The organism is Microbacterium sp. PA5 (assembly GCF_049860775.1).
Lineage (GTDB): Bacteria > Actinomycetota > Actinomycetes > Actinomycetales > Microbacteriaceae > Microbacterium.
Genome location: NZ_CP187567.1, coordinates 1,327,254 through 1,347,816 on the forward strand (window position 1 = coordinate 1,327,254; position 20,563 = coordinate 1,347,816).

The window sequence follows — 20,563 nt, forward strand, 5'->3', positions numbered from 1 at the left end:
GGAGGGATGGACATCGCCCGGATCGACGACGCCGCCGATCCGCGGCTGGCCGACTACCGCGACCTGACGGACATCGCCCTGCGGCGGGTGCTCGAGCCGGCCGGAGGGCTGTACATCGCGGAGTCGGCGAAGGTGCTCGCCCGCGCGCTCGCAGCAGGTCACCGGCCCCGCTCGGTGCTCGTCCAGGAGAAGTGGCTCGACGAGGCGGACGCGCTGCTCTCCTCGTCGGGCGCCGGCGACGTGCCGGTGTACGTCGTGTCCGGCACCGTCGCCGAGGCGCTCACCGGGTACGCGGTCCACCGCGGGGTCCTCGCGGCGATGCACCGGCCGGCCCTCCCTGCGGTGGTGGAGGTCGTGGCCGGGGCGCGCACGGTGCTCGTCCTCGAGGACATCGTCGACCACACCAATGTGGGTGCCGCGTTCCGCGCGGCGGCGGGACTCGGCGCCGATGCGGTGCTCGTGACCCCCAGGTGCGCCGATCCGCTCTACCGCCGCAGCGTGCGGGTGAGCATGGGCACCGTGTTCCAGGTGCCGTGGACGCGCCTTCCCGCGTGGCCCGAGGCGGGAGCGGTGCTGCACGACGCCGGACTCCACGTGGCCGCCCTCGCCCTCGCCGACGACGCGGTCCCGCTCGACGCGTTCGTCGCGGACCGCCCCGAGCGCGTGGCCCTGCTCCTGGGCACCGAGGGCGACGGATTGTCGAGGCGCGCACTGGCCGCCGCCGACACCGTGGTCACGATCCCGATGGCGGGCGGAGTGGACTCGCTGAACGTCGCCGCCGCGACCGCGGTCGCGCTGTGGGCTCTCCGCCCCGCTGGGGGCGACGCCGTCTGACGTCCGCTACGCCGGCGAGCCCGGTGAGGCGTTGCGATCGCGTGCGGGCGCCACCGTCTCGATGGGGAGGGCGTCGGGACGCTTGGCCGCGATGTGGTCGCCCGAGGACTGGTGCCGGAGACGGCGCAGCACCCAGGGGACGAGGTACTGGCGTGCCCAGACGATGTCGTTGCCGCGCGCGGCGCGCCAGGTGATCGTGGGGAGCGGATCGGGCTGCATCGGCTGCAGGTCGTTGGGCACGTTCAGTGCGCGAAGCACCATCCGGGCCACCTCATGGTGACCCAGCGTGTTGTAGTGCAGACGGTCATCGTCGAAGAAGCGCATGTCCTGCACCTCCTTGAGAGCCCACTGATCGGCGACGATGCAGTCGTGTCGATCGGCGATGGCACGGATGTTCTCGTTGTAGATCGCGACGCGGCCGCGGATCCCGCGGAACACCGGCGTGAAGTTCGTGTCGATGCCCGTGAAGACGACGACCGTCGCCCCCTGTGACGAGAGCCGGACGACCGCGTCCTCGAACTGCGCGGCCACCTCGTCCGGGTCGCCGCCGGGGCGGATGACGTCGTTGCCGCCCGCGGAGAAGGTGACGAGGTCGGGGGAGAGCGCCACCGCCGGCTCGACCTGGTCGGCGACGATCTGACCGATGAGCTTCCCCCGCACCGCGAGGTTCGCGTAGGCGAAGTCGTCCACCTGCGAGCCGAGGACCTCCGCGACGCGGTCAGCCCAGCCGCGATGGCCGCCGTCGGGCCCCGGGATCGGGTCGCCGATGCCCTCGGTGAACGAGTCTCCGATGGAGACCATCCGCCGCCAGGGGTGCGCGATCTCATTCGGCACATACGGAGTGCGGTGGTCGTCGGACGAGGGTTCGTTTCTGCGCATGTCTCTTCCTCGGCAGCGAGTGCCGTCCTGGGGGTCGCTTCGAGGCTACTCCCGCTCGCGAGCGTCTAGGGTGGTCACTCGTGACAGGGGACGAGCAGACGCATTTCGGCAGCTTCGCCGCCGAGCATCTGTCGCCGTCGTTCCCGCAGCGCGCCCCCTGGGGAACGGCGCAGAACCTCCGCGCCTGGCAGGCAGAGGCGCTGGAGGCCTACTTCGCCGCGGACGGCCCCGACGGCGTCGGGAACGGCCCGCGGGACTTCCTCGCCGCCGCCACGCCCGGCGCCGGCAAGACGACCTTCGCACTCCGGCTGGCCTCCGAGCTCCTGCGCCGGGGCGTCGTGGACCGGATCGTGGTGGTCGCGCCCACCGAGCACCTCAAGACGCAGTGGGCCGACGCCGCCGCCCGGGTCTCGATCCGGCTCGACCCCCGCTTCAGCAACCGGCACCACGCACCCGCTCGGCACTACCACGGCGTCGCAGTCACGTACGCCCAGGTGGCAGTGAAGGCATCGGTCCATCAGCGCCTGGTGATGGACGCGCGCACGCTCGTGATCCTCGACGAGGTCCATCACGGCGGTGACGCGCTGAGCTGGGGAGAGGCCCTCCGCGAGGCCTACGGCCGGGCCACCCGCCGTCTCCTCCTGTCGGGAACGCCCTTCCGAAGCGACACGGCACCCATCCCGTTCGTCGAGTACCACCCGAATGCCAAGGGGATCCGGCTCTCGAAGACCGACTACAACTACGGCTACGGGCGCGCACTCGCCGACGGCGTCGTCCGCCCGGTGCTCTTCCTCGTCTACGCGGGCAAGATGCGGTGGCGCACGCGCGCGGGCGACGAGCTCGAGGCCCACCTCGGCCAGGACAACACGAAGGACATCACCGCTCAGGCGTGGCGGACGGCCCTCGACCCGGAAGGCGACTGGATCCCGGCGGTGCTGCAGTCCGCCGACCGCCGCCTGAGCGAGGTGCGCCAGGACGTGCCCGACGCGGGCGGTCTCGTCATCGCGACCGACCAGACCGCGGCCCGCGCGTACGCGGCGATCCTGCGCGAGATCACCGGTGAGCCGCCGACCGTCGTGCTCTCCGACGACAAGGCCGCCTCGGGGCGCATCGAGACGTTCGCCCAGTCGACGTCGCGGTGGATGGTGGCGGTGCGCATGGTGTCCGAGGGCGTGGACGTCCCGCGCCTGGCGGTCGGGGTGTACGCCACGAGCGCGTCGACGCCGCTGTTCTTCGCCCAGGCCATCGGGCGCTTCGTGCGCGCTCGCCGCCGCGGCGAGACGGCCTCCGTGTTCCTTCCGAACGTCCCGCAGCTGCTCGGGCTCGCCGGGGAGCTGGAGCGCGAGCGCGACCACGCCCTCGACCGCGAGAGCGACGGCGAGGACGGACTCGACGACGACCTCCTCGAGTCCGCCGAGCGGGAGGACAAGGCCTCCGACGCGCTGACCGAGGAGTTCACGTACCAGGCGCTGGGCTCGGTCGCCCACTTCGACCGCGTGCTCTACGACGGCAAGGAGTTCGGTCAGCTCGCCGTCCCGGGCACGCCGGAGGAGGAGGAGTTCCTGGGACTGCCGGGACTCCTCGAACCCGAGCACGTCCACGAGCTGCTCATGCAGCGCCAGGCGCGTCAGTCCCGTCACCGACGCCTGCGCGAGAAGTCGGCGGATGTCGCCGCACCGGGAGCGCCCGCCGACGACCTGCCCGCGCCGCTGCATCGCACGCTGCGGGAGCAGCGCCAGCTGCTCAACAGCCTGGTCGGCCTGTATGCGCGACAGAGCGGGGAGCCGCACGGCGCCGTGCACGCCGAACTGCGTCGCGTGTGCGGGGGCCCCGAGGTCGCTCGCGCGACCGTGGCGCAGCTGCAGGCGCGGATCGACGTGATGCGGCGACGCGTCCGGGCCTGAGGGCGCACCGCGTCACCCGCGTCCGGTTCGGATCCCCGAAATGCTGGCAATGCCGCAAAACGGCGGATCCGGCCCCCGCGCGCCGATTACCGTGAACGGGTGAGCACGACCCCGCCATCCGGACCGACCCCCGCCGAGCCGACCTCCCGCGACCGGCGCCGCTGGGCCCAGTACCTCGTGGACGAGCGCAGCGAGGCCCGGGTCTACCGGGAGCTCGCCGAGCGGCGCGAGGGCGAGGAGCGGCTCATCCTGCTCGCGCTCGCCGACGCCGAGGGGCGCCACGAGGCGCACTGGCTCGAACTGCTCGGCGGGGAGCCGGCGCGGCTGCCGTCGCCGAGTGCCGGCTCGAGGATCCTCGGCTGGATGGCGCGCCGGTTCGGCTCGATCTTCGTGCTCGCGCTGGCCCAGAACGCGGAGGCGCGGTCGCCGTACGACTCCGAGCCGTTCGCGACCTCGCGGATGGCCGCCGACGAGAAGATCCACGGCGAAGTCGTCCGCGGGCTCGCCGCGCGGGGGCGCCGCCGCCTGTCGGGCACGTTCCGCGCCGCCGTCTTCGGCGCCAACGACGGGCTCGTCTCCAACCTCGCGCTCGTCATGGGCATCGGCGCGACCGGCGTGGCCCCGCAGTTCGTCCTGTTCAGCGGGATCGCCGGCCTCCTCGCGGGGGCGCTCTCGATGGGGGCGGGGGAGTACGTCTCGGTGCGCTCGCAGCGCGAGCTGCTCGATGCGACCGAGCCGAACGACCACGCCGACGACGTCCTGGCGGAGCTGGACATCGATGCGAACGAGCTCGCGCTCGTCTACCGGACGCGCGGCATGGACGAAGAGGAGGCCATGGCGCACGCGCGAGAGATCGTCACCGCGGCCCAGGGCGCCGACACCGGCACGGCTGTCCGCGTGCACGAGCGCGGCGGCGACCACGAGGTGGTCGGCAGCGCGCTCGGAGCGGCGGGCTCGAGCTTCCTGTTCTTCGCCTCGGGCGCCATCATCCCCGTCCTGCCCTGGCTGTTCGGACTCTCGGGTCTTCCCGCCGTGGCCCTGGCCCTGGCGATGGTCGGCGTGGCGCTGCTGGCGACCGGGGCGACCGTCGGACTGCTGTCGGGGGCGCCGCCGCTGCGGCGCGGGCTCCGGCAGCTCGCGATCGGGTTCGGCGCGGCGGCGATCACCTACCTCCTCGGCCTGCTGTTCGGGGTGTCCGTCGCCTGAGGCCGGTTCGGAGCCGCGCACGGAACGTGCTAGGCTCGATCCTCGGTTGGTGACAACCACACACCCATGCGCGGGTGGCGGAATAGGTAGACGCGCTAGCTTGAGGTGCTAGTGCCCGTATAGGGCGTGGGGGTTCAAGTCCCCCCTCGCGCACAGAACGAAAAGGGTCCCGATCGGGGCCCTTTTCGCATTCCCGGGGATGGCGGGGCGGCGCGGCCCGCTCCGGTAGCGTGGAGCGCATGTCCGAGCCCGACGAACTGCCCGAGGTCGTGCGCCTCGCGCGCGACCTGATCCGGATCGACACGACCAACTGGGGCGAGGGCCGTTCGGCGGGCGAGCGCGAGGCCGCCGAGTACGTCGGGTCCTACCTCGAGTCCCTCGGCCTGGCGCCCGAGTACTACGAGCCGGTCCCGCGACGCACGAATCTCTCGGTCCGCATCCCCGGACGCGACCGCGACAAGCCTGCTCTCGTCCTCCACGGGCACCTGGACGTGGTGCCCGCCGTCGCCGAGGACTGGAGCGTCGACCCGTTCGGCGGCGAGATCCGCGACGGCATGCTGTGGGGCCGGGGTGCGGTCGACATGAAGGACATGGACGCGATGATCCTGGCGTCGGTGGGGAGCCTGCTGCGCGCCGGCGAGCAGCCGGCGCGCGACCTCATCCTCACCTTCTTCGCCGACGAGGAGAACGGCGGCGTCGAGGGCTCTCAGCTCGTCGTGCGCGACCGGCCCGACTGGTTCGCCGGTGCGACGGAGGCGATCAGCGAGGTGGGCGGCTACTCCATCCCCGTCGGCGACCGGCGCGCCTACCTGCTGCAGGTGGGGGAGAAGGCCCTGGTGTGGCTGCGACTGCGCGCGCGGGGCGTCGCCGGCCACGGAAGCCGGTTCCACCCCGACAACGCCGTGACGCGCCTCGCCGAGGCGGTCGCCGCCCTCGGCCGCACGTCCTGGCCGGTCGCCCTCACCGACACCACCCGGCAGACGGTCGCGGGGCTCGCCGCCCTCTGCGGAGCCGACGCATCCGACCCGGATGCGGTGGCGGACCGGACCGGACCCGCCGCGGGCTTCCTGCGCTCGACCCTGCGGACCACCACGAACCCGACGGGGCTGACGGCGGGATACAAGCACAACGTCATCCCCGATGCGGCTGTCGCGACGATCGACGTGCGGACCCTGCCCGGGCGCGAAGACGAGGTGCTCGCCGAGATCCAGCGCATCGTGGGCGACGACATCGTCGTCGACGTCTCGCACCGCGACATCGGTCTGGAGACGCCCTTCGCCGGTCCGCTGGTGGAGGCGATGGTCGGCGCCCTGGAGTCCCACGACCCCGGCGTCCCCGTCATCCCGTACCTGATGGGCGGCGGCACGGACAACAAGGCGCTCGCGGAGCTCGGCATCGCCGGTTACGGATTCGCTCCGCTGCGCCTGCCGCGGGACCTCGACTTCACCGGTATGTTCCACGGGGTGGACGAGCGCGTTCCGCTGGATGCGCTGACGTTCGGCCAGCGCGTGCTCACCGATCTGATCCGCACCTACTGAGAGGCTTCCATGGGCTCCTTCTTCGACGCGATCATCCTCGGCATCGTCCAGGGGCTGACCGAGTTCCTGCCGATCTCCTCGAGCGCGCATCTGCGGATCGTCGGCGAGATCCTGCCGGCCGCCCAGGACCCGGGCGCCACCTTCACGGCGATCACCCAGATCGGCACCGAGCTGGCCGTCCTCGTGTACTTCTGGAGCCGCATCATGCGGATCATCGCGCAGTGGTTCCGCTCGCTGACCGGGCGCGTGCCCCGCAACGACCCGGACGCGCGCATGGGCTGGATCGTGATCATCGGCACCCTGCCGATCGGCGTGCTCGGCTTCCTCTTCCAGGACGTCATCCGCGACACCTTCCGCAACCTCTGGCTGGTGGCGATCGTCCTCATCGTCTTCGGCCTGCTCCTCGGCGCCGCCGACGCGCTCGGCTCCCGCACCCGCACCGAGAAGGACCTGACCTACCCGCACGGCCTGTCGCTGGGTCTCGCGCAGGCGCTCGCCCTCATCCCGGGCGTCTCGCGCTCGGGCGCGACGACCACGATGGGGCTCGCGCTCGGCTACACCCGGCCCGCGGCGGCCGAGGTGGCGTTCCTGCTCGCCGTCCCGGCGGTGTTCGGCAGCGGACTCTACGAGCTGTACCACGCCATCCGCGAGCCGGGTGCCCAGGTGTTCACGATGCTCGAGACCGGCGTGGCGACCGTGGTCGCGTTCGGCGTCGGCCTCGCCGTCATCGCCTTCCTCATGCGCTACCTCAGCCGCGGCAGCTTCCTGCCGTTCGTGCTGTACCGGCTCGCGCTCGGTGTGGTGCTCCTGATCCTGCTGGCCACCGGAGTGATGCAGGCGTACTGAGTCCGCAGGCCCGGCGAGCCCGCCCGCCTGCGGCGAGCGCAGGTCTGCCCGCGACCCCGAGCGGCGTCAGCGCCGCGGGTCGTCGCGGCCGGGCTTGTGGGGCCCTTCGCCGCCGCGCCGGAGGTACTTCTCGAACTCCTGCGCGATGGCGTCCCCGGAGGCCTCGGGGGAGTCCCACGTGTCGCGCGTGGCCTCCAGCTGGTGGATGTACTCGGTCATCTCCTCGTCGTCGGCCGCCGCCGCGTCGATGGATGCCTCCCAGGCCAGCGCCTCGGCGGGCAGCTGGCCGCGGTCCAGCGCAGCCCCCGACAGGTCGGCGAGCCGGTCGAGGAGGGCCAGCGTCGCCTTCGGCGACGGCGTGTGCCCGGCGACGTAGTGGGGGACGCTCGCCCACAGCGCCACCGTGGGGATCCCCGCCTCTTCGGCGGCCGCGCTCAGGACGCTCAGGATCCCGACGGGACCCTCGTAGGTGGGACGCTCCAGCGAGAGGGTGGTGCGCAGCTGCTCGTTGTCGCTCCCCGAGAAGACGGAGATCGGCCGGGTGTGGGGGACGTCGGACATCATCGATCCCAGGGCGACGATGCCGGTGATGTCTTCGCTGAGAGCCGCGTCGACGAGCTCGGCGGCGAACGCCTGCCACGCGCGGGCGGGCTCGACGCCGGTCAGGAGCCACAGCCGGGGGCCCTCGGCGCCGTACGGGGGGCGCCAGAGCGTGGCGTCGGGCCAGACGAGCTCCCGTGACCCGTCGGCGGCCAGGCGCACGTGCGGGCGCGTGTACTGGTAGTCGAAGTAGAGCTCCGGATCGACCGCGTAGACCGACTCGTACTCGCTGGTGGCCCGCAGGTGCGCGACGGCCGCGGAGGCCGCCTCGCCCGCATCGTTCCACCCGTCGAAGGCGATGACGAGAACGCGTTGACCCAGACCGTCCACCCCGCTCCTTCCGTCCGTGAGGCGTCCCCCCACGATACGCCCGCGCGGCCGACACGGGGACGGCGCGCCCCCAGGGCCTCGATACGACGGCCCTCGATACGACGGCGCTCGATACGACGGCCCTGGATACGACGGGCCTGGATGCGACGGCCCTGGAGCCGACGGGCCTTCGATGCCCACGGGCCCTCGATACGATGGAACGATGAGCTCCGCCCTCCCCGCCGCCGTCCTCTGGGACATGGACGGCACCCTCGTCGACACCGAGCCCTACTGGATCGCGGCCGAAGCGCCGCTCGTCGAGCGGTTCGGCGGGACGTGGACCCACGAGCAGTCGCTGCAGATGGTGGGCATGGGCCTGGAGGACGCGGGTCGCATCCTGCAGGACGCCGGAGTCCGGATGCCTGTCGCGGAGATCATCGACTACCTCACCGCCGAGGTGATGACCCAGCTGCGCGCCGAGGGCGTCCCCTTCCGTCCGGGGGCCAAGGAGCTGCTGCAGAGCCTGCGCGCCGCAGGGGTCCCGACGGCGCTGGTCACGATGTCGATGCGCAGGATGGCCGTCGAGATCGTCGAGCTGATCGAGTTCGACGCCTTCGACCTGGTCGTCGCCGGCGACGACGTCGACCGCCCGAAGCCGTTCCCCGACCCCTACCTGCAGGCGTGCGAGGCGCTCGGCGTGCGTCCCGAGGACGTCGTCGCGATCGAGGACTCGCCGAACGGGCTGCGGTCCGCGCTGGCCGCGGGGATCGCGTCGATCGGCGTCCCGAACGTCGTCTCGCTCGTCGGGGTCGGCGCCCACGAGCTGTGGGCCACGCTGGAGGGGCGCACCGCCGCCGATCTCTCGGCCTTCCACGCCGCCCACCGCCAGGAGACCCCCGCGTGAACACCGACCTGCGACCGAGCGGACCGTTCCGCTACGGGGACCGCGTGCAGCTGACCGGACCGAAGGGGCGCCTCCACACGGTGACCCTGCGCGAGGGCGGCGAGCTCCACACCCATCACGGCGTCCTCAAGCACCAGGACGTGGCGGGGCAGCCGGACGGCTCCGTCGTCGTCAACAGCGGCGGTCACGAGTACCTCGCCCTCCGCCCGCTCCTGCGCGACTTCGTCATGTCGATGCCGCGCGGCGCGGCCATCGTCTACCCGAAGGACGCCGCGCAGATCCTCGCGGCGGCCGACATCTTCCCCGGCGCGACCGTGGTGGAGGCCGGCGTCGGCTCCGGCGCGCTGTCGCTCTGGCTGCTCCGCGCCATCGGGTCCGAGGGGAGCCTCGTCTCCTTCGAGCGGCGCGAGGAGTTCTCCCAGGTGGCCGAGGCCAACGTGGAGACCTTCCTCGGCCATTACCCCGACACCTGGCGCGTCGTCGTCGGCGACCTCGTCGAGGAGCTGCCCACGGCCGTGGCGGCGGGGACGGTGGATCGGGTGATCCTCGACATGCTGGCCCCGTGGGAGTGCATCGACGCGGTCGCCGAGGCGCTCACCCCCGGGGGCGTCGTGCTGTGCTACATCGCGACGGCGACCCAGCTCAGCCGCGTGGCGGAGTACCTGCGGGGCACCGGGCTGTTCACCGAGCCGGAGGCCACCGAGACCATGGTGCGCGGCTGGCATGTCGAGGGTCTCGCCGTGCGGCCCGATCACCGCATGGTCGCCCACACCGGCTTCCTCATCACCGCGCGGCGGCTCGCGCCGGGCGCGGTGCCGCCCGACGTGCGCAAGCGCGCGCTGAAGAAGCCGAGCTACGCCGACGCCGACGTGGAGGCGTGGACCCCGGGCGCCGTCGGCGACCGCCAGATCACGGACAAAAACCTGCGCAAGCGGGTCCGCGAGGCGCAGCGCGCCGTCGACGGCGCCCGCCGCGCGTCCGAGGGCGACGCCGGCGACGCCGTAGACTGATCCGGTGCTGCGCCGGATCCCTGCCTCTCTCGCCGTCCTCGGCCTGACCGCCCTGGCCCTCGTGGGCTGTTCGTCGGCGGCGGCCCCCGCCACCTGCGAGCGTCCCGATGCGTCGTCCCCGGCGCTCGACCTCATCGGCGTCTCGGGCGCCGCGGGCTCGCCCGCCCTCACCCTGAAGGATCCCGTCTTCGTCGAGGAGACCTCGTTCGAGGACGTCACCGTGGGCGACGGCCCCGCCGTCACCTCCGACGCCCAGGACGTCGTGTTCTCGGTGGCGATCGCCAACGGCGCATCGGGGGAGACCCTGATCTCGTCCGGCACCGACGTCCGCCCGCTGTCCGGCTGGGTCGAGCACTACGCAGGCCTCGCGGACATGATGCGCTGTGCCACCGAAGGCTCCCGCGTCGTCGGGGCGATCCCGTTCGACCAGGTCTCGGAGGAGGCGGCGAGCAGCATGGGCCTCACCGAGGGCCAGTCGCTGGCGGTCGTGCTCGACCTCCAGAAGGTCTACCTCCCCGCGGCCGACGGCGTCCCGCAGTACAACGACCGCCCCGGCATGCCGTCGGTCGTCCTCGCGCCCTCAGGCGCGCCCGGCATCATCGTGCCCGACGCGGCGCCGCCGACCGAGCTGGCCGTCGAGGTGCTCAAGCGCGGCGAGGGTCCCGCGGTGACCGCCGACGACAGCATCCGCATCCACTACACGGGCGTGACCTGGGCAGATCGCGAGGTGTTCGACTCGACCTGGGAGAACGGCGCCTCGGCGGCCGTCACGCTCGACGGCGTGGTCCCGGGCTTCGCGCAGGCTCTCGAGGGCGCCACCGTCGGGTCGCAGCTGCTCGTCGTGATCCCGCCGGACCTCGGCTACGGCAGCGAGGGCACCGGCTCGATCCCCGGCGACTCCACGCTGGTGTTCGTGATCGACGTCCTCGGCATCGACGCGCCCGCCCCGACGGAGTAGGCGACGCCGGCCAGGGCCGCGGCCGTCCTAGGATGAGTCGCGTGGCCACCGAATCGACGCGCATCGCTCCCGAGGAGCGGCTCGTCAACCTCGTCGTGGCGCTCCTGGCGACAGACCAGGGGCTGACGAAGGACACGATCCTCACCTCGGTGTCGGGCTATCGCGAGCAGAGCGAGGCCGGAGCGGGCAAGGACGCGCTCGAGAAGATGTTCGAGCGCGACAAGGAGAACCTGCGCGGTCTCGGCGTCCCGATCGAGACCATCGGCGACTTCGCCGATCCCGACGACCTGCGCGAGGCGCGCTACCGCATCCCCACGAGCGAGTACGAGCTTCCCGTCGACATCGACTTCACCCCGGCGGAGCTGGCCGTGCTCAACCTCGCCGGCGGGGTGTGGAGCGAGAGCTCCATGTCCGCGCAGGCGCGCAGCGGACTGCGCAAGATCCGCGCCCTCGGCAACGAGGTCGACGCGCCCATCATCGGCTACTCGCCGCGGATCAATCTCCGCGAGCCCGCCTTCGCGCCGCTCCAGCGCGCGATCGAGCAGGCCCGCGAAGTGGAGTTCGACTATCTGAAGGCCGGCGACGTCACCCCCGGGCGTCGACGCGTCCGACCGCTGGCGCTGCTCGAGTACGAGGGACGCTGGCACGTCTACGGCTTCGACCGCGATCAGAACGCCGAGCGCACCTTCCTGCTCTCGCGCGTGGCCTCGCCCGTCCAGGTGACCAAGCGCGCGTTCGACCCGTCGCTGCGCGACGGTGCGGGGGAGAAGGCGCTGAGCGGCCTGCACGCCGTCGCGGCGCGGCAGCAGGCGCTGCTCGAGGTAGCGCCGGGCACCGAGGCGGCCCTGCGGCTGAGCCGACGCGCCAGCGTAGCCGAGCAGGGCATCCGGGTGCCCTACGTCGACGTCCACGTCTTCGCCGACGAGCTGGCCTCATACGGTCCGGAGGTGCGCGTCGTCGAGCCCGGCGACCTGCGCGACGAGGTCATCCGACGCCTCGAGCGCACGCTGGCCACCCACACGGACGGGGGCCTGCGATGAGCGACAAGCCACTGCTCGCCACCGATCGCGCCGCGCTGATCCTGCAGCTCGTGCCCTATCTGATCGGCAAGGGCGAAGTGTCGCTGGCCGAGGCCGCGGACGAGTTCGACGTGTCCGAGGCGCAGATGCGCGGGATGGTCGAGAAGCTCACCGTCATCGGCCTGCCCGGCGACGGCGGGTTCTGGCAGATGGCGAACGACCTCTTCGACATCGACTGGGACCTCCTCGACGAGCACGGGGTGATCTCGATCACCAACACGGTCGGACTCGAGCGGACGCCGCGGCTGACCGCCCGCGAGGCGGCGGCGCTGCTGGCGGGCCTCCAGCTGGCGGCGACCCTCCCGGGTGTCGGCGACAGCGGGCTCGTGCAGGGTCTCCTCGCCAAGCTCGCCCGCGGCGCGTCGGGCGTGCCCGCCGAGGTGATCGTGGCTCCCGAAGCGGTCGACGACGTGCGGGTCGCCGTCGCCGCCGCCCTGCGAGACGGCGTCGCCGTCTCGTTCACCTACAAGGCGCCCGACGCCCCCGTGACCACCCGCACCGTCGACCCCGTCAAGGTGCACATCGCGTCGGGCCAGTGGTACCTGCAAGGCTGGTGCCATCTCCGGCAGGCGATGCGCACCTTCCACCTCGACCGCGTGTCCGACGTGCGTCCCACCGACATCCCGATCACCCACGGCGGCGAGCACGTCCCGGACCTGTTCGAGCCGAGCGAGACGGATGCCGTCGCCGATCTCCGCATCCGCGCCGCCGTGATCCCGCTGCTGGCCGATTACCTGGACCGCTCCACCGTCACGGGCACGGGAGACGTGCGGACCGCGCAGATCCGGGTCGCCGACGAACGCAGCCTCAAGCGCGTCGCGGCCCGTCACGCCGGCGACGTCGAGGTCGAGGGTCCCGAGGGTGCCCGGCGCGCGGTCGCCGCCTGGGCGGAGGCGGGACTCGACCAGTACCGGTGAGCGTCCCCGCAGGCGCGGCGGGTTAGACTTTCCCACAAGCTCTGACGAGGGGATGCCATGTCCAACCTGTTCGCTGGTCCGCACCTGTGGATCCTGCTCATCGTCATCCTGCTGCTGTTCGGCGCCGCCAAGCTTCCCGCGCTGGCCAAGAGCATGGGTCAGTCCGCTCGGATCTTCCGCGGCGAGATGAAGGCCATGAAGGCCGACGACGCGACCACCACGTCCACTGCCGCCGACCTCCCCGCCGGGGAGGCGACCACGCCGGCCCCGGCCGACCCGGCCGCAGGCACGGGCAGCGCGGACGCACCCAAGCCGTAACCGCACGTGGCCACGGTCCAGCGCGCCGCCGCCGCCGAAGATGCGCCGCGCCGTGACCGGCGCATGTCTCTCGCCGCGCATCTCACCGAGCTCCGCCGACGCTTCATCATCGCCCTCGTCGCCCTCGTGGTGGCGGGGATCGTGGCGTTCTTCCTGACCGACTTCATCATCTGGGCGATGACCGAGCCGATCCGCATGGTCGCCGAGCAGCGCGGGATGGAGGACAAGGTCGGTCTGATGTACCAGACCGTCACGGGCCCCTTCGACATGCGCCTGCGCATCGCGTTCGCGGTGGGCTTCCTCCTGTCTGCGCCGGTGTGGATCTGGCAGGCGTGGGCGTTCCTGATGCCGGGTCTTACGCGCAAGGAGATCCGCTACACGGTCGGGTTCGTGTCGGCCGCCATCCCGCTCTTCTTCGCGGGCGTGTACGTGGGCTGGTGGGTGATGCCCCACATCGTGGAGATCATGGCCACCTTCACCCCCGAGGGCGCTGCGAACTGGTTCGACAGCAAGTACTACTACGACTTCGTCTTCAAGCTCCTGCTGGTCGTGGGAGTCTCCTTCGTCGTTCCGGTCTTCCTTGTCGCACTGAACCTCGCGGGCGTCATGACGGGACGCGCGATCATCAAGGGCTGGCGGGTCGCGGTGATCGTCGCCGTCGTCTTCGCCGGTCTCGCCACGCCCGCCGCAGACGTCGTCAGCATGCTCCTGCTGGCCGGCATCCTCATCGTGCTGTTCTTCGCCGCGGCCGGGCTCTCGATGCTCTTCGACAGGCGACGCGCCAAGCGCGCGGTGCTGGACGGGCTGCAGTGACCGATCCCGCCGGGCGATTCGCCCGCGCCGAGGCGGCGCGCTCCCATCCGCTGACGACCGCGTTCGCCGATGCGCAGCGGTTCGACCTCGATCCGTTCCAGATCGCCGGCTGTCACGCGCTCGAAGCGGGACGCAGCGTGCTGGTCGCCGCCCCCACCGGGGCCGGCAAGACGATCGTCGGCGAGTTCGCGGTGCACCTGGCCATGCAGGAGCCGGGGGAGAAGGCGTTCTACACGACGCCCATGAAGGCACTGTCCAACCAGAAGTTCCGCGAGCTGCAGGACGTGTACGGCGAGAGCGAGGTGGGACTGCTCACCGGCGACACGAACATCAACGGGTCGGCGCGCATCGTCGTGATGACCACCGAGGTGCTGCGCAACATGCTCTACGCCGACTCGCCGGCGCTGCGGGGTCTGCGCTACGTCGTGATGGATGAGGTCCACTACCTCGCCGACCGCTTCCGCGGCGCGGTGTGGGAGGAGGTCATCATCCACCTGCCGCCGCAGGTGCGGCTGGTGTCGCTGTCGGCGACCGTGTCCAACGCGGAGGAGTTCGGCGACTGGCTCGACACGGTGCGCGGCGACACGGAGGTGATCGTGTCCGAGACGCGGCCGGTGCCGCTCGAGCAGCACGTCCTCGTCCGCGGCGACCTGCTGCCGCTGTTCGACGACCGCGCCGGAATCGCGACCGCGCAGGTCAACCAGGAGCTCATGCGGATCCGCTCCGTCAAGGGGTCGAACTTCGACAACAACCGCCGCGTGCAGGAGTTCCGCTCCTCCGGCGGCTACGAGGCCGGGCACCGCCGACCGCACAAGGGGGGACGCCGGCCCGTCCGCTCCGCCAACGTCCAGCGCATCGAGCGCATCGACCGGCCCGACGTCGTCGAGCTGCTCGGCCGGGCGAATCTCCTGCCGGCGATCTTCTTCATCTTCAGCCGGGCGGGGTGCGACGGCGCGGTCCAGCAGGTGCGTCGCTCCGGCGTGCGGCTGACCAGCCGCGAGGAGCGCGACGAGATCCGCCAGATCGTGGACGAGCGCACGCGGACGATGCAGGACGAGGACCTGGCCGTCCTGGGATTCTGGGAGTGGCGGGAGAACCTCGAGCGCGGGGTCGCCGCGCATCACGCGGGACTGCTCCCGGCGTTCAAGGAGATCGTCGAGGAGCTCTTCCAGCGCAAGCTCGTCAAGGCCGTCTTCGCCACCGAGACGCTGGCGCTCGGGATCAACATGCCGGCCCGCACCGTCGTGCTCGAGAAGCTCGAGAAGTTCAACGGCGAGGCGCGCGTCGCGATCACCGCCGGCGAGTACACGCAGCTCACCGGCCGTGCGGGACGCCGCGGCATCGACGTCGAGGGGCACGCCGTCATCCAGTGGACCGAGGGCCTGGATCCGCAGGCGGTCGCCGCCCTCGCGTCGCGGCGCACCTATCCGCTGAACTCCAGCTTCCGGCCCACGTACAACATGGCCGTCAACCTCATCGACCAGTTCGGCCGGCCGCGGGCGCGGGAGATCCTCGAGTCCTCGTTCGCGCAGTTCCAGGCGGACAGATCCGTCGTCGGGCTGGCACGTCAGGTCAAGGACGCCGAGGAGTCGCTCGCCGGCTACACGAAGGCGATGGCGTGCGATCGGGGCGACTTCCCGGAGTACGCGCAGATGCGGCGCGAGCTCAGCGATCTCGAGAAGCTCAACCGCGCCGACCGCACCGCTCCGGCCAAGACGCGGCAGCAGCGGCAGAACCAGATCCAGTCGCTGCGCCGCCGACTGCAGCGGCATCCGTGCCACTCGTGCCCCGACCGGGAGAAGCACGCCCGCTGGGGCGAGCGGTACGCGAAGCTCAGCCGGCAGATCGACAAGCTCCGTCATCAGATCGAGACCCGCACCGGCACGGTGGCGCGCATCTTCGACCGCGTCGTCGATGTGCTCGCCGCCCTCGACTACGTCGTGGTGGATGCCGACGGCACCAGCCGGCTCACCGACGCGGGCGCGACGATGCGGCGGATCTACGGCGAGCGCGATCTGCTGGTCGCCGAGTCGCTCCGGCGCGGCCTGTGGACCGGGCTGGACGCGCCCGGGCTCGCGGCCCTCGCCTGCTGCCTCGTGTACGAGCCCCGCCGTGACGACGCCGGCGACCGCGCGCTGCCCCGTGGGGCCTTCCGCGCCGCACTGAGCGACACGCAGGAGCTCTGGGCGGTGCTGGACGACCTGGAGCGCGACCACCGGCTGCCCGGCTCGGAGCCGCCCTCTGCGGGGCTCGCACAGGCGATGCACTCGTGGGCGCGCGGGGTCGCCCTCGATCGCGTGCTCGTCGAGGCGGACCTCGCCGCGGGCGACTTCGTGCGCTGGACCAAGCAGACGATCGACCTGCTCGACCAGCTCTCGATGGTCGCCGAACCGCCGGTGGCGACCACGGCGCGGAAGGCGCTGGACGCCGTGAGACGCGGCATCGTCGCGTACTCGACGGTCTGAGCCTCGCTTAGGCTCGTTCCGTGGCTTCTCCCGTGCCCGACTCCGCCCGTCCCCTCCTGCCGCTGTGGAGCGCGATCCTCGTCGCGATCGGCGGCGGCGTGGTGCTGGATCTCGCCTTCCCGGACATCGGCTGGTGGCCGCTGGCTTTCGTGGGCGTCGCGGCATCCCTCGTCTCGCTGATCGGGCGCTCGGCCTGGGGAGCGGTCGCGGTGGGGGCGGCGTTCGCAGCGAGCTTCTACCTCGTGCACATCGTCTGGATCACCCGGTACCTCGGCCCGGTGCCCTGGTTCGCCCTGGCGGGCGTGGAGACCGTGCTCAGCGCTGTGGGCGCCGTGGCGCTCGCCTGGGCCTACCGGTGGCTGCCCCGGCTCGCCCCGGGGCGTCCTCTGGTGCGGCTCCTGGCGCTCCCGGCTCTGGTCGCGGGACTGTGGTCGGCCCGTGAACTGTGGCTCGGGAGCTGGCCGTACACGGGCTTCCCCTGGGGCCGCCTCGGCATGAGCCAGGCCGAGAGCCCGCTCGCGCACGTCGCGTCGTGGACGGGGGTCACCGGGCTCGGCTTCCTCATGGTCTTCCTCACCGCAGCCGTGATCGAGCTCGTCCGAAGCGGCGCGTGGCGCCGGCCGCTGCGCGTCGTCCCGGCGGTCGTCGTCGCCGTCGTGCTCCTCGCGACGCCGCTGTTCCCCACGAGCGACGCCGGCACGATGCGAGTCGGCGCGGTGCAGGGCAACGGTCCCGCCGGATACTTCGACGAGCGCGAGCCCTACGCGGTGCTGCAGGCGCAGCTCGATGCGACGGCGGCGCTGGCCGGTGAGGACCTGGACGTGCTGCTGTGGCCGGAGGGCGGGATCGACGCCGATCCGACGGCCAACGACTCGGTGGCGCGTGTGCTCGACGGTCTGTCGGCGTCCTTCGACGCACCGCTCATCGTCAACGCCGCGACCCAGCGCGGCGAGGACACGTTCAACACCTCGATGCTGTGGGAGGCGGGCGCGGACAACCCCGTCGCGTTCCACGACAAGAGCAACCCCGTGCCGATGGGGGAGTACGTGCCCGACCGGTGGTTCTACGAGATGCTCGCCCCCGACCTGGTCGGACTCATCCAGCGCGAGTACACGCCCGGCACCAACGCCCCGTTCTTCGACGTCGGCGGCATCGGCGTGGGATTGGCCATCTGCTTCGACGTCATCTACGACGACGTCATCTGGGAGGGAGCGCGCGACGGAGCGCAGGTCTACATGTTCCAGACGAACAACGCCGACTTCCGCGACACCGACGAGAACCTCCAGCAGCTGTCGTTCGCCCGCATGCGCGCGATCGAGACCGGCCGCTCGGTGGTCAACCTGTCGACGGTGGGCACCAGTCAGGTGATCGCGCCCGATGGCACGACGATCGACGCCCTTCCGGCGGGGACGGCGGGCGCGCTGCTGACCGATGTGCCGCTGCGGAGCGGTCTGACGCCCGCGGTCGTCCTCGGCGGGGCCGTGCAGACGCTCCTGGGGTGGGGGAGCCTGGCCGCCCTGCTGGTCGCCGGCGTCCTGGTGCGGCTGCGGCGGCGCACGACGACGCCGGCCCCCGAAGGAGCCGGCGTCGTCGAGGGTCAGCGGGGCTGACTCAGAGCGTCACGCGGTGAGGCGCGTGGTCTCGTCCGTGCCGCCGCGGCGCGCGCGCACCAGAGCGAGGCGCTCTTCGAGCAGCTCCTCGAGCTCGGGGATGGTGCGGCGCTCCATGAGCATGTCCCAGTGGGTGCGTGCGACCTTGTCGCCGGAGTGGTCGATCTCGACGACCGTGTCGCCGACACGGAGTACGGCCTCGCCGCCGCACGTGCGGCACTCCCAGGCCTCGGGGGCCTCCGCGTCGGCCGCGAAGGTCATGACGGTCTCTCGTGAGCACTGCGTGCACACGTAGGTGAAGTTCGCGCGCTCGTGGAAAACGACGCCATCCTCGCTCTGTAGGCTGGATGCGCCGATCCGCATGCCGCGCAGGCTGCGATCTGCCATTGTGTGGTCCTCTCGTCTTCGTCAGGTATAACGTCCTCACCTGTGCGCATCATCCGAACGGGAGGGTGCGAGGGGGCTTTCACAGGCGATGCCCAGGCTGCTCGGGGCCGCCGGTCGTGTCGTCGGGTTATGCGCGCGCGGACACGACCCGCAGCGCGACGTCCGCCCGGTCGGTGACCAGTCCGTCCACGCCCAGATCGAGCAGGCGCGTCATGTCCTCGGCGGCGTTCACGGTCCACACGTGCACCTCCGCGCCCGCGCGGTGGACGGCGTCCACGAAGCGGCGGCTGACGATGCGCACGCGCCCCTGCCGCTCGGGCACCTGCAGCGCATCGATCCCCGCCAGTGCCCGCCGCACGAGCAGGGGAGAGCGCGAGGCCACCGCCGCCAGGACCCGCGCGATGGTCGCGCTCCCCGCCGACGTGGCGGGATCGCCGCCCGCCGCGCGTGCAGCGGCGAGGGCCTCGGTGCGCCGGCGATCGGAGAAGCTCGTCACCAGCACCCGGTCGGCCTCGCGCGCGATCGCGCGCCCCATCGGCGCTGCGGCCGCCGGTGCCTTGACGTCCAGATTGAAGCGCAGCGTGGGGAACGCATCCAGGGCTCCGGGAAGGCTCAGCAGTCCGCCCCTGGTCTCCATGACCTGCTCCAGCTCGGCGAGCGTCACCGCGGCGACCGGCCGGGCGTCGCCGGCCACCCGGGAGAGGTCGTCGTCGTGGAACAGGACGACGTGGCCGTCGGCGGTGAGATGGCAGTCGGACTCCACGTAGACGGTGCCCAGCGCGTGCGCCGCCGCGAAGGCCGCCGCGGTGTTCTCGGCGACCCCCTCGGCCGCCGTCGGGACGAAGCCGCGGTGCGCGAGCACCCGGGGTGCACCGGATGCCGTGAACCACGGGTGCGTCTGCGCGCTGATCAGGACTCCGCGGCCGGGAGGCCGCCCGTCGGCGTCGAGTTGCGCGCCTCGGTGGCGATGTCGTCCGCGGCGGAGGCGGCCTCGCGTGCGGCGGCCGCGGCCTCGTCGGCGGCGGCTCCGGCAGGACCGGCCGAACGCCGAGCCTCGGTGCGCGGCGACGGAGCCGTCGCGCGTCCCCCGAACGCGTCGCCGATGCCCTTGAGAGCCTCCGTCAGCTCGCTCGGAATCACCCACAGCTTGCTCGACGGGCTCTCGGCGATCTTCGGCAGCGTCTGCAGGTACTGGTAGGCGAGGAGCTTCTCGTCCGGCTGGCCGACGTGGATGGCGTGGAACACCATCTGGATGGCCTCGGCCTCACCCTGGGCGCGCAGCACGGCGGCCTGCTTCTCGCCCTCTGCCCGGAGGATGTCGGCCTGACGCCGCCCCTCGGCCTCGAGGATCTGCGACTGCTTGGATCCCTCGGCCGTGAGGATCGTCGCGCGTCGCTCGCGCTCGGCGCGCATCTGCTTCTCCATCGAGTCCTGGATGGAGTGGGGCGGGTCGATGGCCTTGAGCTCGACGCGCGAGACGCGCAGGCCCCACTTGCCCGTCGCCTCGTCCAGCACGACGCGGAGCTGGCCGTTGATCTCGTCGCGACTGGTCAGCGCCTCTTCGAGGTTCAGTCCGCCGACGACGTTGCGCAGCGTCGTCGTGGTCAGCTGCTCGACGGCGCCGAGGTAGTTGGCGATCTCGTAGGTGGCGGCGCGCGCATCTGTCACCTGGAAGTACACGACCGTGTCGATGGAGACGACGAGGTTGTCCTCGGTGATCACCGGCTGCGGCGGGAAGGAGACGACCTGCTCGCGCATGTCGACCAGCGGTCGCAGGCGGTCGATGAAGGGCACGAGGAGGTTCAGGCCGGGGGACAGGGTGCGCTGATAGCGCCCGAGTCGCTCGACGATGCCCGCGTAGGCCTGCGGGATGATGCGGATGGACCGGAAGAGCACCACGATCACGAAGATCGCGACGACCACCAGCAGGACGATGATGAAGATCTGTCCGATGAATGCGCCGATGTCGGGCATCGAGGGCTCCTT

General features: G+C 71.9%; 19 protein-coding genes and 1 tRNA gene. 15 read left to right on the forward strand and 5 right to left on the reverse strand.

Annotated features, from left to right (window positions below):
• The first annotated feature begins 6 nt into the window (after positions 1–6).
• Complete coding sequence (locus tag ACPWUT_RS06170; protein ID WP_284528230.1) at positions 7–834, forward strand: TrmH family RNA methyltransferase; 828 nt, start codon at positions 7–9, stop codon at positions 832–834.
• 6 nt (positions 835–840) lie between these two features.
• Here ACPWUT_RS06170 and ACPWUT_RS06175 read toward each other — a convergent pair whose 3' ends face one another.
• Complete coding sequence (locus ACPWUT_RS06175) at positions 841–1,713, reverse strand: SGNH/GDSL hydrolase family protein (RefSeq protein WP_425841689.1); 873 nt, start codon at positions 1,711–1,713, stop codon at positions 841–843.
• Positions 1,714–1,793: 80 nt separating this feature from the next.
• On the opposite strand from ACPWUT_RS06175, the gene ACPWUT_RS06180 reads away from it, so the two are divergent.
• The 5 genes from ACPWUT_RS06180 (at position 1,794) to ACPWUT_RS06200 (ending at position 7,207) form a co-directional block, all read left to right on the forward strand.
• Positions 1,794–3,617 (forward strand): DEAD/DEAH box helicase, encoded by a 1,824-nt coding sequence (locus ACPWUT_RS06180; RefSeq protein ID WP_284528228.1) that lies wholly within the window; start codon positions 1,794–1,796, stop codon positions 3,615–3,617.
• Between the two features lie 99 nt (positions 3,618–3,716).
• The gene (locus ACPWUT_RS06185; protein ID WP_425841692.1) at positions 3,717–4,823 is read left to right on the forward strand and encodes a VIT1/CCC1 transporter family protein; all 1,107 of its coding nucleotides are present in this window, start codon (positions 3,717–3,719) and stop codon (positions 4,821–4,823) included.
• A gap of 68 nt (positions 4,824–4,891) precedes the next feature.
• Positions 4,892–4,976, forward strand: a tRNA-Leu gene (locus ACPWUT_RS06190).
• 86 nt (positions 4,977–5,062) lie between these two features.
• Complete coding sequence (locus tag ACPWUT_RS06195; RefSeq protein WP_425841695.1) at positions 5,063–6,361, forward strand: M20/M25/M40 family metallo-hydrolase; 1,299 nt, start codon at positions 5,063–5,065, stop codon at positions 6,359–6,361.
• A 9-nt stretch (positions 6,362–6,370) separates the two neighbouring features.
• Positions 6,371–7,207, forward strand: coding sequence for an undecaprenyl-diphosphate phosphatase (locus ACPWUT_RS06200; protein ID WP_425841698.1), 837 nt, complete (start codon positions 6,371–6,373; stop codon positions 7,205–7,207).
• A gap of 66 nt (positions 7,208–7,273) precedes the next feature.
• Here ACPWUT_RS06200 and ACPWUT_RS06205 read toward each other — a convergent pair whose 3' ends face one another.
• Positions 7,274–8,137, reverse strand: a complete 864-nt coding sequence (locus ACPWUT_RS06205) for a PAC2 family protein (protein WP_284528224.1) — start codon at positions 8,135–8,137, stop codon at positions 7,274–7,276.
• Between the two features lie 202 nt (positions 8,138–8,339).
• On the opposite strand from ACPWUT_RS06205, the gene ACPWUT_RS06210 reads away from it, so the two are divergent.
• From ACPWUT_RS06210 to lnt, 9 genes are all read left to right on the forward strand, one after another.
• Positions 8,340–9,020 carry an HAD family hydrolase gene (locus ACPWUT_RS06210; RefSeq protein ID WP_284528223.1) on the forward strand — a complete coding sequence of 227 codons (681 nt, stop codon included), beginning with the start codon at positions 8,340–8,342 and terminating at the stop codon, positions 9,018–9,020.
• On the forward strand, positions 9,017–10,030 hold the full coding sequence (locus ACPWUT_RS06215; RefSeq protein WP_425841703.1) for a tRNA (adenine-N1)-methyltransferase: 1,014 nt from the start codon (positions 9,017–9,019) through the stop codon (positions 10,028–10,030). Before ACPWUT_RS06210 ends, ACPWUT_RS06215 begins: the two co-directional genes overlap by 4 nt.
• 4 nt (positions 10,031–10,034) lie before the next feature.
• Positions 10,035–10,988: an FKBP-type peptidyl-prolyl cis-trans isomerase gene (locus ACPWUT_RS06220; RefSeq protein WP_425841706.1), complete on the forward strand. Its 954-nt coding sequence runs from the start codon at positions 10,035–10,037 to the stop codon at positions 10,986–10,988.
• A gap of 41 nt (positions 10,989–11,029) precedes the next feature.
• On the forward strand, positions 11,030–12,028 hold the full coding sequence (locus ACPWUT_RS06225; RefSeq protein ID WP_425841709.1) for a helix-turn-helix transcriptional regulator: 999 nt from the start codon (positions 11,030–11,032) through the stop codon (positions 12,026–12,028).
• A complete protein-coding gene (locus tag ACPWUT_RS06230) occupies positions 12,025–12,984 on the forward strand; it encodes a helix-turn-helix transcriptional regulator (protein ID WP_425841712.1) in 960 nt (319 codons plus the stop codon). The genes ACPWUT_RS06225 and ACPWUT_RS06230 overlap by 4 nt, the downstream gene beginning before the upstream one ends.
• A 57-nt stretch (positions 12,985–13,041) precedes the next feature.
• Positions 13,042–13,302: a twin-arginine translocase TatA/TatE family subunit gene (locus ACPWUT_RS06235; protein ID WP_284527050.1), complete on the forward strand. Its 261-nt coding sequence runs from the start codon at positions 13,042–13,044 to the stop codon at positions 13,300–13,302.
• A gap of 63 nt (positions 13,303–13,365) precedes the next feature.
• Positions 13,366–14,115 (forward strand): twin-arginine translocase subunit TatC, encoded by a 750-nt coding sequence (tatC, locus tag ACPWUT_RS06240; protein WP_425842204.1) that lies wholly within the window; start codon positions 13,366–13,368, stop codon positions 14,113–14,115.
• A complete protein-coding gene (locus tag ACPWUT_RS06245; protein WP_425841716.1) occupies positions 14,112–16,580 on the forward strand; it encodes a DEAD/DEAH box helicase in 2,469 nt (822 codons plus the stop codon). The genes tatC and ACPWUT_RS06245 overlap by 4 nt, the downstream gene beginning before the upstream one ends.
• A gap of 20 nt (positions 16,581–16,600) precedes the next feature.
• Positions 16,601–18,190 (forward strand): apolipoprotein N-acyltransferase, encoded by a 1,590-nt coding sequence (gene lnt, locus ACPWUT_RS06250; protein ID WP_425841719.1) that lies wholly within the window; start codon positions 16,601–16,603, stop codon positions 18,188–18,190.
• Positions 18,191–18,199: 9 nt separating this feature from the next.
• On the opposite strand, the gene ACPWUT_RS06255 is transcribed toward lnt, so the two are convergent.
• The 3 genes from ACPWUT_RS06255 to ACPWUT_RS06265 form a co-directional block, all read right to left on the reverse strand.
• Entirely contained in the window at positions 18,200–18,577 is a 378-nt protein-coding gene (locus ACPWUT_RS06255) for an RNA polymerase-binding protein RbpA (protein WP_284527056.1), read from the reverse strand.
• A 127-nt stretch (positions 18,578–18,704) separates the two neighbouring features.
• Complete coding sequence (locus tag ACPWUT_RS06260) at positions 18,705–19,439, reverse strand: glycerophosphodiester phosphodiesterase family protein (RefSeq protein WP_425841723.1); 735 nt, start codon at positions 19,437–19,439, stop codon at positions 18,705–18,707.
• A 47-nt stretch (positions 19,440–19,486) separates the two neighbouring features.
• A complete protein-coding gene (locus tag ACPWUT_RS06265) occupies positions 19,487–20,551 on the reverse strand; it encodes an SPFH domain-containing protein (protein WP_425841726.1) in 1,065 nt (354 codons plus the stop codon).
• Positions 20,552–20,563: the final 12 nt, after the last annotated feature.